At 63.1% G+C, this 13,811-nt stretch carries 15 protein-coding genes; 12 read left to right on the top strand and 3 right to left on the bottom strand.

Annotated features, from left to right (window positions below):
• Window positions 1-5: 5 nt before the first annotated feature.
• Complete coding sequence (locus tag CK226_RS06910; RefSeq protein WP_095791403.1) at window positions 6-527, bottom strand: MarR family winged helix-turn-helix transcriptional regulator; 522 nt, start codon at window positions 525-527, stop codon at window positions 6-8.
• Window positions 528-708: 181 nt separating this feature from the next.
• Between CK226_RS06910 and CK226_RS06905 the strand changes: the two genes are divergently transcribed.
• From CK226_RS06905 to CK226_RS06875, 7 genes are all read left to right on the top strand, one after another.
• Window positions 709-993, top strand: coding sequence for an acylphosphatase (locus CK226_RS06905; protein WP_095791402.1), 285 nt, complete (start codon window positions 709-711; stop codon window positions 991-993).
• Between the two features lie 83 nt (window positions 994-1,076).
• Window positions 1,077-1,718, top strand: coding sequence for a TetR/AcrR family transcriptional regulator (locus tag CK226_RS06900; protein ID WP_095791401.1), 642 nt, complete (start codon window positions 1,077-1,079; stop codon window positions 1,716-1,718).
• Between the two features lie 73 nt (window positions 1,719-1,791).
• Entirely contained in the window at window positions 1,792-2,955 is a 1,164-nt protein-coding gene (locus CK226_RS06895) for an isovaleryl-CoA dehydrogenase (RefSeq protein WP_095791400.1), read from the top strand.
• 2 nt (window positions 2,956-2,957) lie between these two features.
• Window positions 2,958-4,565, top strand: a complete 1,608-nt coding sequence (locus CK226_RS06890; RefSeq protein ID WP_095791399.1) for a carboxyl transferase domain-containing protein — start codon at window positions 2,958-2,960, stop codon at window positions 4,563-4,565.
• Between the two features lies 1 nt (window position 4,566).
• Entirely contained in the window at window positions 4,567-5,097 is a 531-nt protein-coding gene (locus CK226_RS06885; RefSeq protein ID WP_095791398.1) for an O-acetyl-ADP-ribose deacetylase, read from the top strand.
• A gap of 120 nt (window positions 5,098-5,217) precedes the next feature.
• Window positions 5,218-5,586, top strand: a complete 369-nt coding sequence (locus CK226_RS06880) for a hypothetical protein (protein WP_095791397.1) — start codon at window positions 5,218-5,220, stop codon at window positions 5,584-5,586.
• A 175-nt stretch (window positions 5,587-5,761) separates the two neighbouring features.
• On the top strand, window positions 5,762-7,747 hold the full coding sequence (locus CK226_RS06875) for an acetyl/propionyl/methylcrotonyl-CoA carboxylase subunit alpha (protein WP_095791396.1): 1,986 nt from the start codon (window positions 5,762-5,764) through the stop codon (window positions 7,745-7,747).
• Window positions 7,748-7,827: 80 nt separating this feature from the next.
• Here CK226_RS06875 and CK226_RS06870 read toward each other — a convergent pair whose 3' ends face one another.
• Together CK226_RS06870 and CK226_RS06865 are read right to left on the bottom strand one after the other, a co-directional pair.
• On the bottom strand, window positions 7,828-8,949 hold the full coding sequence (locus CK226_RS06870) for a branched-chain amino acid ABC transporter substrate-binding protein (protein WP_027046653.1): 1,122 nt from the start codon (window positions 8,947-8,949) through the stop codon (window positions 7,828-7,830).
• A 426-nt stretch (window positions 8,950-9,375) separates the two neighbouring features.
• Window positions 9,376-9,642: a sel1 repeat family protein gene (locus CK226_RS06865; RefSeq protein ID WP_010915070.1), complete on the bottom strand. Its 267-nt coding sequence runs from the start codon at window positions 9,640-9,642 to the stop codon at window positions 9,376-9,378.
• A gap of 438 nt (window positions 9,643-10,080) precedes the next feature.
• On the opposite strand from CK226_RS06865, the gene CK226_RS06860 reads away from it, so the two are divergent.
• The 5 genes from CK226_RS06860 to CK226_RS06845 all read left to right on the top strand — a co-directional run bounded on the left by CK226_RS06860 (window position 10,081) and on the right by CK226_RS06845 (window position 13,752).
• The gene (locus tag CK226_RS06860; protein ID WP_095770746.1) at window positions 10,081-10,422 is read left to right on the top strand and encodes a DUF2147 domain-containing protein; all 342 of its coding nucleotides are present in this window, start codon (window positions 10,081-10,083) and stop codon (window positions 10,420-10,422) included.
• 221 nt (window positions 10,423-10,643) lie between these two features.
• On the top strand, window positions 10,644-10,799 hold the full coding sequence (locus tag CK226_RS34775) for a hypothetical protein (protein WP_179300980.1): 156 nt from the start codon (window positions 10,644-10,646) through the stop codon (window positions 10,797-10,799).
• Between the two features lie 35 nt (window positions 10,800-10,834).
• Window positions 10,835-11,029, top strand: a complete 195-nt coding sequence (locus tag CK226_RS06855; protein ID WP_095770747.1) for a hypothetical protein — start codon at window positions 10,835-10,837, stop codon at window positions 11,027-11,029.
• Window positions 11,030-11,145: 116 nt separating this feature from the next.
• On the top strand, window positions 11,146-12,609 hold the full coding sequence (locus CK226_RS06850; RefSeq protein WP_245318004.1) for an AMP nucleosidase: 1,464 nt from the start codon (window positions 11,146-11,148) through the stop codon (window positions 12,607-12,609).
• A 132-nt stretch (window positions 12,610-12,741) separates the two neighbouring features.
• A complete protein-coding gene (locus CK226_RS06845; protein WP_179296343.1) occupies window positions 12,742-13,752 on the top strand; it encodes an endonuclease/exonuclease/phosphatase family protein in 1,011 nt (336 codons plus the stop codon).
• Window positions 13,753-13,811: the final 59 nt, after the last annotated feature.

Below are 13,811 nucleotides of genomic sequence, written 5' to 3'. Positions count from 1 at the left end.
GCAATTCAGCTGCGTTCGGATGCTGGCGCTGCGCTTAGCAGATGCCTGACGCGTGCCAATATATCCGACAACTCGGCCGCTTCCTCGTCGCCCAGGTCCACGGTCAGGCGGGTGAGATCGCGATCCGCGGCTGCCTGGAGTGTGGCAAGCGCGGCCTGGCCGCGAACGGTGAGCGAGAGGACGCGACCGCGCAGAGCCCCAGGGCCGGTGCGCATTTCGGTGAAGCCCGCGGCAAAGAGTTTTCTAAGGATTCTCGTGACATAGGCCGGATCCAGTTGGAGTTCCCTGGCAATGCCGGACGCTGCTGGCCCGAAATCGGTTTGAAACGCCCGTGCCAGAAAGCCTGCCTTGCCGCCAGGGGCGGCAGCAATACGGCCAGGTCGACGGCCCAGTTCGAACAGCACCCGCGCCTCGGTCAGCGTAAAGGCGCTGTGCGTCAAGGTTTCGTCGAGCAGCCCGACCAGGCCGGTATAGAACCGGTTGAAGCATCTGAGATCGCGGACCAAGGCACTCCGATCGGCTGGCATGTCATGCGCCCTCCCTGAGATTCCACATCGATGGATCATTGCGTAAAAGTTGATCAAGTCAACTTTTTATTGGATCAAGTCATCCATCTTGCGAGCAAGCCTCGGCTTCTGTTCGATAGTCCCCCTCAAGCCAGTTGCCTTCGCTCGATCCTGCGCCAGACTCTATGCAAGGGAGCGCACGATGAACGATCGGAAAAGGGCCGTGCAGGCCCGCGTACACGGCAGGGTGCAAGGCGTCGGCTACAGGATCTGGGCGAGAGGCGAAGCGGCAGGGCTTGGGCTGGTGGGCTGGGTGCGCAACGAAAGAGACGGCACGGTAACGGCATGGCTCGCCGGCGCCGAAACGGCGGTTTCGTCCATGATCGAACGGCTTTGGCAGGGCCCGGTGGGCGCTTCAGTCTCGCGGGTCGATGTCGAGGAGATCGAGACCTGGACCGCGCCTGGAGATTTCAAAATCGTCGCATAGGCGCATGCGCATTACTTGACTAGCCCGACACTCTTGAATTAATTGAACGTTCGTTTTATTATTGTCGGCTTGACGAGGCGAACATGGCGCGCACCACGGGATCCGACGGCGAGCGAACCGAGGCGGCAGTCCGCGAAGCGGCGGTCAACCTGATCGCACGCCATGGCTACGAGGCGATGTCGATGCGGCGGCTGGCGGCCGAGGTCGGCGTGCAGGCGGCCGCGCTCTACCGCTATTTCCCGACCAAGGAAGACCTGCTGTTCACGCTGATGCGCGAGCACATGGAGGGGCTTCGCCAGGCCTGGGAACACGCGAGGCCAACCGATGCAGATCCGGCGGAGCAGCTTGCGGCCTATGTGCGCAACCACATCGCCTTCCACATCGAGCGCCGGCATGCCACGCATGTGTCGAACATGGAACTGCGCAGCCTGTCGCCCGACAGGCTGACACAGATCCTGCGCATGCGCACAGCCTACGAAAAGGAACTGCGCAGCATCCTGCGCGAAGGCGCCGAGGCCGGCGACTTCAGCATCGAGGACACCGGTCTGACGGCCATGGCGCTGATCCAGATGATGACCGGCGTCATCGTCTGGTTTCGCCCGGGCGAGCGGCTGTCGGTCACTGAAGTGACGGCGACATATCTTTCGATGACAATGCGCCTGGTTGGCGCGAGGATGGATACCGACAGCGCCGCACGTCCCTCGGACGTGCAAAGGACGCTGTAGCACTTGAATTTTGCGCATGATCCTTTCCGAAAATCGAAGTCGATTTTCGAGGTCATGCGGCGGGAGGAACGCCATGTACACCAACACGCTCAGCTTCGGGCATGACGAGGACATCGAGGCGCTGCGCGATATGGTGCGGCGCTTCGCCCAGGACAGGATCGCCCCGATCGCCGGCGATATCGACCGCCAGAACGAATTTCCGGTGCATCTGTGGCGCGAGCTCGGCGAACTCGGCCTGCTCGGCATCACCGCCGATCCCGATTTCGGCGGCAGCGGCATGGGTTATCTCGCCCATGTGATTGCGGTGGAGGAAATCTCCCGCGCGTCGGCTTCGGTCGGTCTTTCCTACGGCGCCCACTCCAACCTCTGCGTCAACCAGATCAACCGCTGGGCGACGCCGGCGCAGAAGGAAAAGTTCCTGCCGCCGCTGTGTTCGGGCGAGCGTGTCGGCGCGTTGGCGATGTCTGAATCCGGCGCCGGCTCGGACGTCGTCTCGCTCAAACTGCGCGCCGAAAAGCGCAATGACCGCTATGTGCTCAACGGCACCAAGATGTGGATCACCAACGGCCCGGACGCGGATACGCTGGTTGTCTATGCCAAGACCGATCCGGAGCGGAAATCGCGCGGCATCACCGCCTTCATCGTCGAAAAGGCTTTTGCAGGGTTTTCCGTGGCGCAGAAACTCGACAAGCTCGGCATGCGCGGTTCCAGCACCGGCGAACTGGTGTTTGAAAATGTCGAGGTGCCGTTCGACAATTTGCTGCATGAGGAAGGACGCGGCGTCGAGGTGCTGATGTCGGGCCTAGACTATGAGCGCACGGTGCTCGCCGGCGGCCCGATCGGCCTGATGGCAGCCTGCCTCGACGTGGTGATTCCCTATGTGCACGAACGCAAGCAGTTCGGCCAGCCGATCGGCGAGTTTCAGCTGGTGCAAGGCAAGCTTGCCGACATGTACACGGTGATGAACGCCGCGCGCGCCTACGTCTACGCCGTCGCGGCCGCCTGCGACCGCGGCCAGACCACCCGCAAGGACGCCGCCGGCTGTGTTTTGTTCGCCGCCGAAAAGGCGACGCAGATGGCGTTGGACGCCATCCAGCTGCTGGGCGGCAACGGCTACATCAACGATTATCCGACCGGCCGGCTGCTGCGCGACGCCAAGCTTTACGAGATCGGCGCCGGCACCAGCGAAATCCGGCGCTGGCTCATCGGCCGCGAGATCATGGCGGAGGGGGTGTGAGCATGGCCGTCCTGCAGACTCAGATCTCCCCCTCCTCCGACATCTTCCGCGCCAATGCCGATCGCATGCGCGCGCTGGTCGCCGACATCGCCGAAAAGGCCGTGACCGTCGAGCGCGGCGGCTCGGAGGAGGCGCGCGAGCGCCATATTTCGCGTGGCAAGCTGCTGCCGCGCGAACGCCTGGCACAATTGCTCGACACTGGTTCGCCCTTCCTCGAGATCGGCCAGTTCGCGGCGTGGTCGATGTATGGCGAGGAGATTTCCTCGGCCGGCATGATCGCCGGCGTCGGCCGGGTCGAGGGCACCGAGGTGATGGTCGTCGTCAACGATGCCACGGTGAAGGGCGGCACCTACTATCCATTGACGGTGAAAAAGCATCTGCGCGCGCAGGAAATCGCGCTGCAGAACAATCTGCCCTGCATCTATCTGGTCGACAGCGGCGGCGCCAATCTGCCCAACCAGGACGAGGTGTTTCCCGACCGCGAGCATTTCGGCCGCATCTTCTACAACCAGGCCAACATGTCGGCTGCCGGCATCCCGCAGATCGCCTGTGTCATGGGGTCCTGCACGGCCGGAGGCGCCTATGTGCCGGCGATGTCGGACGAGACGATCATGGTGCGCAACCAGGCAACCATTTTTCTCGGCGGCCCACCGCTGGTGAAGGCGGCCACCGGCGAGGACGTCAGCGCCGAGGATCTGGGGGGCGCGGATGTGCATACGCGGCTCTCCGGCGTTGCCGACCACTATGCGATGGACGACGAACATGCGCTCGCCATCTGCCGGCGCATAGTCAAAAACCTGAATCGGAACAAGACCGTAAGCCTGAACTTACAGAGATCGATTCCGCCGCTTCATCCGGCGGATGAACTCTACGGCGTCGTGCCGACCGATTTGCGCCAGCCCTATGACGTGCGCGAGGTGATCGCGCGCCTCGTCGACGGTTCCGAGTTCGACGAGTTCAAGCAGAATTACGGCACGACGCTGATCACCGGTTTTGCCCATCTCCACGGCATGCCGGTCGGCATCATCGCCAACAATGGCGTGCTGTTTTCCGAAAGCGCGCTGAAGGGCGCGCATTTCATCGAGCTGTGCTGCCAGCGCGGGATCCCGCTGGTCTTTCTGCAGAACATCACCGGCTTCATGGTCGGCCGGAAATACGAGGCCGGCGGCATTGCCAAGGATGGCGCCAAGCTGGTGATGGCGGTTGCCACCGCCAGGGTGCCGAAGGTGACCGTGATCATCGGCGGCTCGTTCGGCGCCGGCAATTACGGCATGTGCGGCCGCGCTTACTCGCCGCGCTTCCTGTGGATGTGGCCGAATGCGCGCATCTCGGTGATGGGCGGCGAACAGGCGGCAACCGTGCTCGCCATGGTCAAGCGCGAAGGCATCGAGCGCAAGGGCGGCGAGTGGAGCGCCGAGGAGGAAGCGAAATTCAAGAAGCCGATCCTGATGAAATACGAGCATGAGGGCCATCCGCTCTACTCGTCGGCCCGCCTCTGGGACGACGGCATCATCGATCCGGCGAAGACGCGCGAGGTGCTGGCGCTCAGCCTTTCCGCGTCGCTCAACGCCGAGATCGAGGACACGCGCTTCGGCGTGTTCAGGATGTGAGATGAGCAAGGCGTTGGACAGGATCCGCATTCACACCGGGGACATCACGAAGCTGGATGTCGACGCCATCGTCAATGCCGCCAACACCTCGCTTCTCGGCGGCGGTGGAGTCGATGGCGCCATCCACCGCGCGGCGGGTCGTGAGCTCGAGGTCGAATGCCGGATGTTGAACGGATGCAGGGTCGGCGACGCCAAGATCACCAAGGGTTACAAGCTGCCGGCTCGACATGTCATCCACACGGTCGGGCCGGTCTGGCAGGGCGGCGGCAAGGGCGAAGCCGAACTGCTGGCCTCTTGCTATCGCAGGTCGCTGGAACTCGCGACCGCCAATGATTGCCATTCGGTGGCGTTTCCCGCGATCTCGACCGGTGTTTACCGCTACCCCAGGGCTGAGGCGACCGAAATCGCCGTCGGTACTGTCAGCATGATCATTGAAGAGAAACCCATGCCCGAAACCGTCATCTTCTGCTGCTTCGACGAGCATACGGCGGAACTATACCGGCGAACCGTTGCTGCGCTCCGGAAGGGTTGAACTGTATGGACCAATCGATTCATCAGCATAGGCAGCGTCGAATCTCCGCTGGCGAACTGGCGTCGAGACAAAATATTCGCTACTGCTTGTCCCGTGCAATGCAATGGGGACAGGGTGGGAATGGAACTGAAATATTGCCGGGGGATGGCTGCCTCGATACTTGCATCCATACTAATATTCACCACAGCTGGCGCCGGCCAGGCCGGATCACTCGCAGGAAGCAAGGGAGACGTGCGTTTTCCGCCGACCGTGGGCTCGGGCGAATGCAACGTTGCCTACAAGGGCTACGTTGCGGCGAGCGGTCATTCGGCCTACGCCGCGACCTTTTATTCGCGAGTCGTCGACCTCTACATCATCTGCGGGACGAAGCTCAACGCACCTTCCCAGAAGGCCGCGGAGGAGATGGCGCTGCGCAACTGCCAGGCTGGATTGACGCGTTGGAAGCTAAAGACCGCAAGTGGCGGCTGCGCGATCTCGGCATCGAAATAGGCACATGCGCTTCGCTCGTAGAGCGCTCCCTTGGTAAGGGGGCGCTCTATATCAAGTGCCGAACTGCAAGGCAGCATCCGGCAAACGGAAAGCCTATCCATATAGGTTTGCGACCCAGAGGGGGCGCGAAGGAACGCCTGCGTCGCTTTCAGCAAGGCCTGGCTACGGAGGCTCCATGTTCAGCAAGATCCTGATCGCCAATCGGGGCGAGATCGCCTGCCGTGTCATCCGCACGGCCCGCAAGATGGGCGTGCACACCGTCGCCGTCTATTCTGACGCCGACGCGAAATCCCTGCATGTCGAGATGGCCGACGAGGCCGTTCACATCGGCCCCTCGCCGGTCGGTGAGAGTTACTTGCGGGGGGACCGGATTGTTGCGGCGGCGCTTTCGACGGGGACGCAGGCCATCCATCCCGGTTACGGCTTCCTGTCGGAAAATCCTGATTTCGTCGACCAGGTGGTGGCGGCGGGGCTCACCTTCATCGGCCCATCGGCGGCCTCGATCCGCGCCATGGGGCTGAAGGACGCCGCCAAGCGGCTGATGGAGAAAGCCGGCGTTCCCGTCGTTCCAGGCTATCATGGCGAAGCGCAGGAGATCGTGCTGCTCGCCTCCAAGGCACGCGAGATCGGCTATCCCGTGCTGATCAAGGCGCGCGCCGGCGGCGGCGGCAAGGGCATGCGGCGCGTCGAGCATCCCGATGATTTCTCCGAGGCGCTGTCCAGCGCCCGGCGCGAGGCAAAGGCTGCTTTCGGCGACGACCGCGTGCTTGTCGAAAAATATGTCGACAAGCCACGGCACATAGAAGTGCAGGTGTTCGGCGACAATTTCGGCAACGCGGTGCATCTCTACGAACGCGACTGCTCGGCGCAGCGCCGCCACCAGAAGGTGATCGAGGAAGCCCCTGCCCCCGGCATGACGCCGGCGCTGCGCAAGGCGATGACGGAAGCGGCAGTGAAGGCCGCCAAGGCGATCGGCTACTCAGGCGCCGGCACCATCGAATTCATCGTCGATGCCTCGCAAGGCCTCAAGCCCGACCGCTTCTGGTTCATGGAGATGAACACCCGCCTGCAGGTCGAGCATCCCGTCACCGAAATGGTCACCGGCACCGATCTGGTCGAGTGGCAGCTGCGGGTTGCCAGCGGCGAAAAGCTGCCGAAGACGCAGAGCGAGATCGCGCTGAGCGGTCATGCCCTGGAGGCGCGCATCTATGCCGAGGATGCGGCAAAGGGGTTCCTGCCCGCAACGGGCACGCTGCATCATCTGAAGTTCCCTGAGGCGGCCTGCGAGGGCGCCACGATGCGCGTCGAGACCGGCGTGCGGGCCGGCGATGCCATCTCGCCCTATTACGATCCGATGATCGCCAAGCTGGTGGTTCATGCAAAGGACAGGCAAGCAGCGCTGGAAGCGCTCGGCGCGGCGCTGTCGCGGACCGAAATCGCCGGTTCCACCGTCAACACCGGTTTCCTTGCCGCCCTTGCCGCCGATCCCGACTTTTGTGCTGGTGATGTCGACACCGGCCTGATCGGCAGACATCAGGCGGCACTGACCGGCGTCGCGCTGCCGACCGGCGAAATTGTCTCGGCAGCAGCCCTTGCCGCCTCCGGCGCAGCAGCCTTGCCGCCATCGAACGACCCATGGTCGTCGCTTTCCGGCTACGCGCATTTCCACGGCGTGGCGCGGCGCACGCGGCTGAAGTTCGGCGAGGCCGATATACTGGCAAAGGTTTCAGTGCGGCCGGACGGGCGCTTCCAGGTGGCGCTCGATGCGCCCTATGACAGCACCAATTCGCATGATTTTCGCGCCGCTCCGCGCCTTGCCCGCTGGCCTGGCCACATCACGGTGTTCGAAGGCGCCGTCGGCTACACATTCGCGGTGACGGACCCGTTGGCACGGAGCGACGACGCGGCCGCCGCTTCCGGCAGCCTGCGCGCGCCGATGCCCGGGCTGGTCAAGCTGGTGCGCGTGGCTAAGGGCGACGCGGTGATCAAGGGGCAACCGTTGCTGATCCTCGAGGCGATGAAGATGGAGCACACCATTGCCGCCCCGCATGACGCGGTGGTTGCCGAGATCGCCGCGGAAGGGGCGCAGGTCACCGACGGGACTGTGCTGGTGCGGTTCGTAGAGGAACAGAGCGCCCAGACCGCTGCCGCGGGCCGATAAGCGGAACGCTTCGCGAATGGCAACAAAATGGCCGGGGTGGAAACCCCGGCCATTTCCTTGGATTACATCATTACCCGAGATTACTGCGCGATCGGCGCGTACTTGCCGTCATGCCACTGGTTGATGTCGTAGCTGGCGTTCTTGAGGTCGCCCTTCTCGTCGAAGGTGACGTCGCCGACAACGGTGCTGATCGGCGTGCCGTTCTTCAACGCCTCGGCAACCTTGGCCGGATCGTCGCTGCCGGCACGCTTGATGCCTTCGGCGAAAGCCTGGACCACGGCGTAGGAGAACAGCGTGAAGCCTTCCGGCACGAAGCCGCCGGCCTTGATCTTCTCGACAGCGGCCTTGGCTTCCGGCTTTGCCTGCGGGTCCGACGGGAAGACGAACATGGTGCCTTCGCCAGCCGGGCCGGCAACCTGCCAGAATTCCGGCGAGGCGATGGAGTCCGGCATGATCAGCTGGAACTTCAGGTTTTGTTCGGCCGACTGACGCAGGATCAGGCCGGCTTCAGGATGGTAGCCGCCGAAATAGACGACGTCGGCCTTGAGATCCTTCAGCTTGGTGACGAGCGCCGAATAGTCCTTCTCGCCGGGATTGATGGCGTCATAATAGACTTCCTTGAGGCCGCCAGTGTTCATGGTCGCCCTGACGGCATCGGCCACGCCCTGACCGTAAGCGCTCTTGTCGTGCAGGATGACGACATTCTTGCCGGCATATTTCTTGGCGATCCACGGGCCGATGAAGGCGCCCTGTGCATCGTCACGCGTATAGAGGCGCATGATGGTCGGCCAGCCGGCCTTGGCGGCCGCGTCGGTCAGCACCGGGTTCGAGGAAGCCGGGCTCATCATCAGCGCACCGGCCTCGGCATAGACGGCCGAAGCGGGAATGCTCGAGCCCGAGCAGGCATGGCCGTCGATGAACTTGACGCCGTTGGCGACGATGCGGTTGGCGACCGACACGGCCTGCTTGGGATCGCACTGGTCGTCCTCGATGTCGAGCTTGATCATCGAGCCGTTGACGCCGCCGGCGGCGTTGATGGCGTCGGCGGCGGCCTGTGCGCCCTGCTTGAACTGGTCGCCGATGGTGGCGAGCTGTCCGGTCATCGGGCCGACCACCGAAACGGTGATGTCGTCGGCGAATGCCACCGGCGCACTCATCATCAGGCCGAAAATGGCCGCGCTCAAAATACTCATTTTTTTCATGGCAATAGAACTCCTCCACTCACGCGCGGCCGCCCCGGCCGCGCTTCTTCCAGAGGCGGGACAATTTCATCCTTCATTGGGCCTGTCTAGGCGCATTGGCGCCACTCGATTGGGCCTGCGGACCCTCATCGACGCAAAAAGCCACGCCAGCCTTGTTCCGGCTGGTCGTGGCTGTTTGCCTATCGGGCTGTTTCCCCAGCGCCCCCGCGCCGCGAACCCCAACGTGGCCTTCCCTGTCGTCCCTGCCATGATCCGAAGAAACGGATTCTTTTCGGGATCATGGTCCGTCGCACGGCTTGGGCCTGTCCGGCTGCCGCATTCTTGTCGTTCATGGCCTGTGGCCTGGCTGTCTGCGCAGCCTTGTCCCTGTTTTGGCCCGACCGTCTTGGAGCGGTCTTGGCCGGAGCGTCCCCGCCTGCCGGAAATCTAGTGCATGGTCATCCATTCGCGGGCTTCGCGCAGCGCCTTGGCGATCTCGACCTTCGACATGGCGGCCGACAGTTCCGAGCGCAGTTCCGCGGCACGGGCCGAGCCCTTGATGGCGGCGATGTTGAACCATTTGTGGGCGGCAACGACGTCGGTTTCGCAATCGCGACCGGTCGCATACATCATGCCCAGTTCGAAAAGAATGTCGGCCTGGGCAGTTGCTCCCATGGCGCCGAAACCTGCTTCAAGCATTTCAAAACGTGCCATTTTAGTCCCCTGTTTGGCTCCCGAGAGCTGCCTCCGTTCGTCTTGTCCGGGCCGCTCTTTCGATGCTTTCGAGAATGCCGATCAGGCTTGAATCCGCCGTTAAATGGCGTGCTTAATTTGAGGAAAACAAAGCTAAAACAATAGGTAAACGTGGAAATTCGTTAAGGATACGAAGCCAGCAATTCAGCCGATTTTCGTCAAATTCGACGAAAATTTTCCGAGCCTCGATCAACACTCCGCTAACCACGGGAAACAAACAGGACGCGCCGGTCGTTTTCATTTCCTCGCCGACGGCGTCAATTCAGGGGGCTTTGAAATGCCAAGATCTTCCGCAGCGGCACCGCTTTTGTTTTGCCAGGAGCTGGATTAGCTTACGTTTGCGTAAGCGGCAGACCGGCGAGGCGGAGAATTCGGCCGGCTATCCAAAGGGAGCAAGATATGTTTCGAAAAGTGAGCCTGGCTCTTGCAGCCACATTGATCATGGCGGGTGCGGCGTCGGCCGATCCGATCGAGGGCAATTGGAAAACGCAAGCCGGGGATACCGCTGCCATTTCAGGCAGCGACTCGTTTTCCATCACGCTCAAATCGGGCAAATATGCCGGCAAGACGATCGGCTCGCTCAAGGCGGCGGGCGACAACAAATATGCCGGCAGCATCACCGATCCTGCAAACGACAAGACCTATTCGGGCAAGGCGACATTGTCGGGCACCGCGCTCAAGATGAGCGGCTGCGTGCTTGGCGGACTGATCTGCAAGAGCCAGACCTGGCACAGGCTCTGATCAGCCTATCCTTGTGACATCCTGACGGGGCCCGACGGGCCCCGTTTTCGTTTCACCGGCACGTCAAGCCCTGGGCTCTTGCCCCCCGCTGCCGGTAGCCGCGCACGCCGGCGACCCGCCCAGATCCCGTCAATCAATTTGAACCGCAGATGAACACCGGCATCAGAGCCGGTTCAGAGGCATTGGGGCATTCTCCAGCGCGTTGAAGGAGACACGACCCAATGCTTGCTCGCCGCTTCGCCATCGTCTGCCTGCTGATGAGCCTGTTTGGAATGTTCTTCGCCATCCTCGTCGCCGAAGCGGGCCGTTCGCCCCGCTCCTGGGATGAAGCCACCAGACTATGCCGCCTCGCCTGCCCGACCAACCTTCGCCACTGAAACAAAGAAACCCGGACCTCGAAAGCTCAGACATCATGACCCGCATCGCCGCCAACACTCTCAAGACCCTTCGGCTCCTGCCGCGGGCGGCGCTTATCCTGGTGCTCCTGGCCGCGCCGGTCCTGGCGGTGCCGATGATGCGTAGCGGCACCGGCTCGACGATCGAGGCGCCGGCCCTGAGGAAGTCCGGCGTGGGTTTCGTTCTGCTGGTCAGCCTGCAGCGGGGATAAAGAAAAATTCCGCTTTGAGCGCCTTCGGCAGCGACACCCCTCCCAACCGCTCGTCCAAGTCTCTATATTGAGCCATGGAAAAGCGAATCTACCCCCAAGCCATCGAATCTGTCGTCATGCCGGAGCCTTTTGGCCGGCAAAGCTTCGACAGCGCCGAAAAAGCAGTTGCCGCACTGCAGCTGCTTTACGACCGCAACACCAAGTTCCTGCGCGACGCCTTCGCGGCCCTGGCGGCCGCCGGCGGCGACAGCAGCAAGCGCTACCGCGCCTTCTATCCCGAGATCGGCGTCACCACGAGTTCCTTTACCCAGGTCGACTCGCGCCAAGCCTACGGCCATATGCCGACACCCGGCCATTTCGCCACCACGATCACGCAGCCGCACCTGTTCGAGAGCTATCTGGTCGAACAGCTGCGCCTGATCATGCGCAACCACGGTGTCTCGGTCACGGTCTCGGAATCGACCACGCCCATTCCGCTGCATTTCGCCTTCCTGGAGGGAACTTACGTCGACGGAGCCGCCGCGGAGCGCATCGAGCGGCCGATCCGCGACCTGTTCGACGTGCCGGATCTCGACGGCACCGACGACCAGATCGCCAACGGCACGTTCGAAGTGGCCTTCGGCGAACCAAGGCCGCTGGCGCCGTTCACGGCGCAGCGCATCGACTATTCGCTGCACCGCATGACCCACTATACGGCCACCAGCCCGCAGCATTTCCAGAACTTCGTGCTGTTCACCAACTACCAGTTCTACATCGACGAGTTCGTCGCCCGCGCCCGCGACCTGATGGAGAAGGGCGGCGGCGGTTACGCGGAATTCGTCGAGCCGGGCAATGTCGTGACCAAAGCCGGGCAGAACGCGCCCAGCGAAGGCGTTGGGCCGCAGCGCCTGCCGCAAATGCCGGCCTATCACCTGAAAAAGCCGAACCATGGCGGCATCACAATGGTCAACATCGGCGTCGGCCCTTCCAATGCCAAGACGATCACCGACCATATCGCCGTGCTGCGGCCGCATGCCTGGGTGATGCTTGGCCATTGCGCCGGGCTGCGCAACACCCAGGCGCTCGGCGACTATGTGCTGGCGCATGCCTATGTGCGCGAAGATCACGTGCTGGACGACGACCTTCCGGTCTGGGTGCCGATTCCGCCGTTGGCGGAAATCCAGGTTGCCCTGCAGGAAGCGGTCGCCGAAGTCACCGGCCTGTCCGGCTACGATCTGAAGCGCATCATGCGCACCGGCACGGTCGCCACCATCGACAACCGCAACTGGGAACTGCGTGACCAGCGTGGACCGGTGCAGCGCCTGTCGCAGTCGCGCGCCATCGCGCTCGACATGGAATCGGCGACGATCGCCGCCAATGGCTTCCGCTTCCGCGTCCCCTATGGCACGCTGCTGTGCGTTTCCGACAAACCGCTGCATGGCGAGTTGAAGCTGCCTGGCATGGCGACCGAGTTCTACAAGCGCCAGGTGGCGCAGCACCTTACCATCGGCATCAGGGCGATGGAGAAGCTGGCCGAGATGCCGATGGAGCGGCTGCATTCGCGCAAGCTCCGGAGCTTTTCGGAGACAGCGTTCCAATAGGCCGCCGCAGCGCCTGGGCGATGCATTTCGTCGTCTTGCCCGGGCGACAATTGGGCCGATAAGCAGATGGAACGGATCGTCAGGCGGCATTCGGCAGACACGACCTCGATGATGACAGGCGCGCGCTTGAAAATGATGGCTGGGTTGGCATTCCTGGCGATGACCGCGCTATCGGCCGCGCTGTTGGCCGGATTCTTCGGCACGCTGCATCCGGCCTTCGATTCCTTCTCGCATTTCCGCATTCACTTCAGCGTGCTCATGGCGCTTCTGGCACTGCCGCTGCTTGCCAGCTCGTTTCGGCTGCAAGCGGCAGCGGGGCTGCTGTTTGCCATCGCCTGCCTGGCCACGACGGCAAGCGCCCTGCCGAGGCTCTGGCCGCAGCCGGCGGTTGCCAAGCCCGCCGATCAGGCTGTCTACAGCCTGCTGCAGATGAATTTGCGCTTCAACAACCCGACGCCGAAGAAAGTGCTCTCCCTGATCGGCCGCGCCAACCCGGACGTGATCACCCTCGATGAGGTGTCGCAGATGTGGACGACCGAGCTTGGCTACATCGCCAGCGCCTATCCCTACCGTATCCTGTGCCCCTACCCGAACGGCATGTTCGGGGTGGCGTTGCTGTCGCGCCGGCCGTTCGTGGCCGGCACCACACCGCGCTGCGAGCCGCGCGGCGCGATGGCAACCGCCACCATCGACTTCGGCGGGATCGACGTCGATGTCGCCGCGATCCATTTGAGCTGGCCGTGGCCGAAGGAGCAATACTGGCAGATCGGCGAACTGGCGCAGACATTGGCCGGGTTGGGCGAGACCGCGATCATGGCCGGCGATTGCAACGCCGTGCCGTGGAGTGCGGCGGTGCGGCGGGTCGCGGCTTTCGGCGGGCTGACTCTTATGCCTTCGGCCGGGCCGACCTGGATCCACCGGACACTGCCCGACGTCCTGCGCCGCTATGCGGGCCTGCCGATCGACCAGGTGTTCAGCAAGGGCGGCTTGACGATCCTATCTTCGAAGCGGCTGGAGGACACCGGCTCCGATCATCTGCCGGTGCTTGTCGAGTTCACGCTAAGGCCAGACGACAAGCAGCCTGAGAATGACCACGCCACCGCGCTCGCGGCGAGCGACTTGTCGGTGAAGCCGCAAAGCTGACACGCCAATCGAGCGGGGCTGGCGGCAAGGTCCCGCGATGGCGAGGGCTCTGGTCCCTT

This window comes from Mesorhizobium sp. WSM4311 (genome assembly GCF_002295115.1).
In the GTDB taxonomy this organism is placed as follows: domain Bacteria; phylum Pseudomonadota; class Alphaproteobacteria; order Rhizobiales; family Rhizobiaceae; genus Mesorhizobium.
This window is presented reverse-complemented; position numbering and strand designations above follow the sequence as displayed.

Bases quoted from the DNA above. Each gene is read 5' to 3' on its own strand.
- CK226_RS06910 (WP_095791403.1), bottom strand. From the start codon at position 527: ATGCCAGCCGATCGGAGTGCCTTGGTCCGCGATCTCAGATGCTTCAAC.
- CK226_RS06905 (WP_095791402.1), top strand. From the start codon at position 709: ATGAACGATCGGAAAAGGGCCGTGCAGGCCCGCGTACACGGCAGGGTG.
- CK226_RS06900 (WP_095791401.1), top strand. From the start codon at position 1,077: ATGGCGCGCACCACGGGATCCGACGGCGAGCGAACCGAGGCGGCAGTC.
- CK226_RS06895 (WP_095791400.1), top strand. From the start codon at position 1,792: ATGTACACCAACACGCTCAGCTTCGGGCATGACGAGGACATCGAGGCG.
- CK226_RS06890 (WP_095791399.1), top strand. From the start codon at position 2,958: ATGGCCGTCCTGCAGACTCAGATCTCCCCCTCCTCCGACATCTTCCGC.
- CK226_RS06885 (WP_095791398.1), top strand. From the start codon at position 4,567: ATGAGCAAGGCGTTGGACAGGATCCGCATTCACACCGGGGACATCACG.
- CK226_RS06880 (WP_095791397.1), top strand. From the start codon at position 5,218: ATGGAACTGAAATATTGCCGGGGGATGGCTGCCTCGATACTTGCATCC.
- CK226_RS06875 (WP_095791396.1), top strand. From the start codon at position 5,762: ATGTTCAGCAAGATCCTGATCGCCAATCGGGGCGAGATCGCCTGCCGT.
- CK226_RS06870 (WP_027046653.1), bottom strand. From the start codon at position 8,949: ATGAAAAAAATGAGTATTTTGAGCGCGGCCATTTTCGGCCTGATGATG.
- CK226_RS06865 (WP_010915070.1), bottom strand. From the start codon at position 9,642: ATGGCACGTTTTGAAATGCTTGAAGCAGGTTTCGGCGCCATGGGAGCA.
- CK226_RS06860 (WP_095770746.1), top strand. From the start codon at position 10,081: ATGTTTCGAAAAGTGAGCCTGGCTCTTGCAGCCACATTGATCATGGCG.
- CK226_RS34775 (WP_179300980.1), top strand. From the start codon at position 10,644: ATGCTTGCTCGCCGCTTCGCCATCGTCTGCCTGCTGATGAGCCTGTTT.
- CK226_RS06855 (WP_095770747.1), top strand. From the start codon at position 10,835: ATGACCCGCATCGCCGCCAACACTCTCAAGACCCTTCGGCTCCTGCCG.
- CK226_RS06850 (WP_245318004.1), top strand. From the start codon at position 11,146: ATGCCGGAGCCTTTTGGCCGGCAAAGCTTCGACAGCGCCGAAAAAGCA.
- CK226_RS06845 (WP_179296343.1), top strand. From the start codon at position 12,742: ATGATGGCTGGGTTGGCATTCCTGGCGATGACCGCGCTATCGGCCGCG.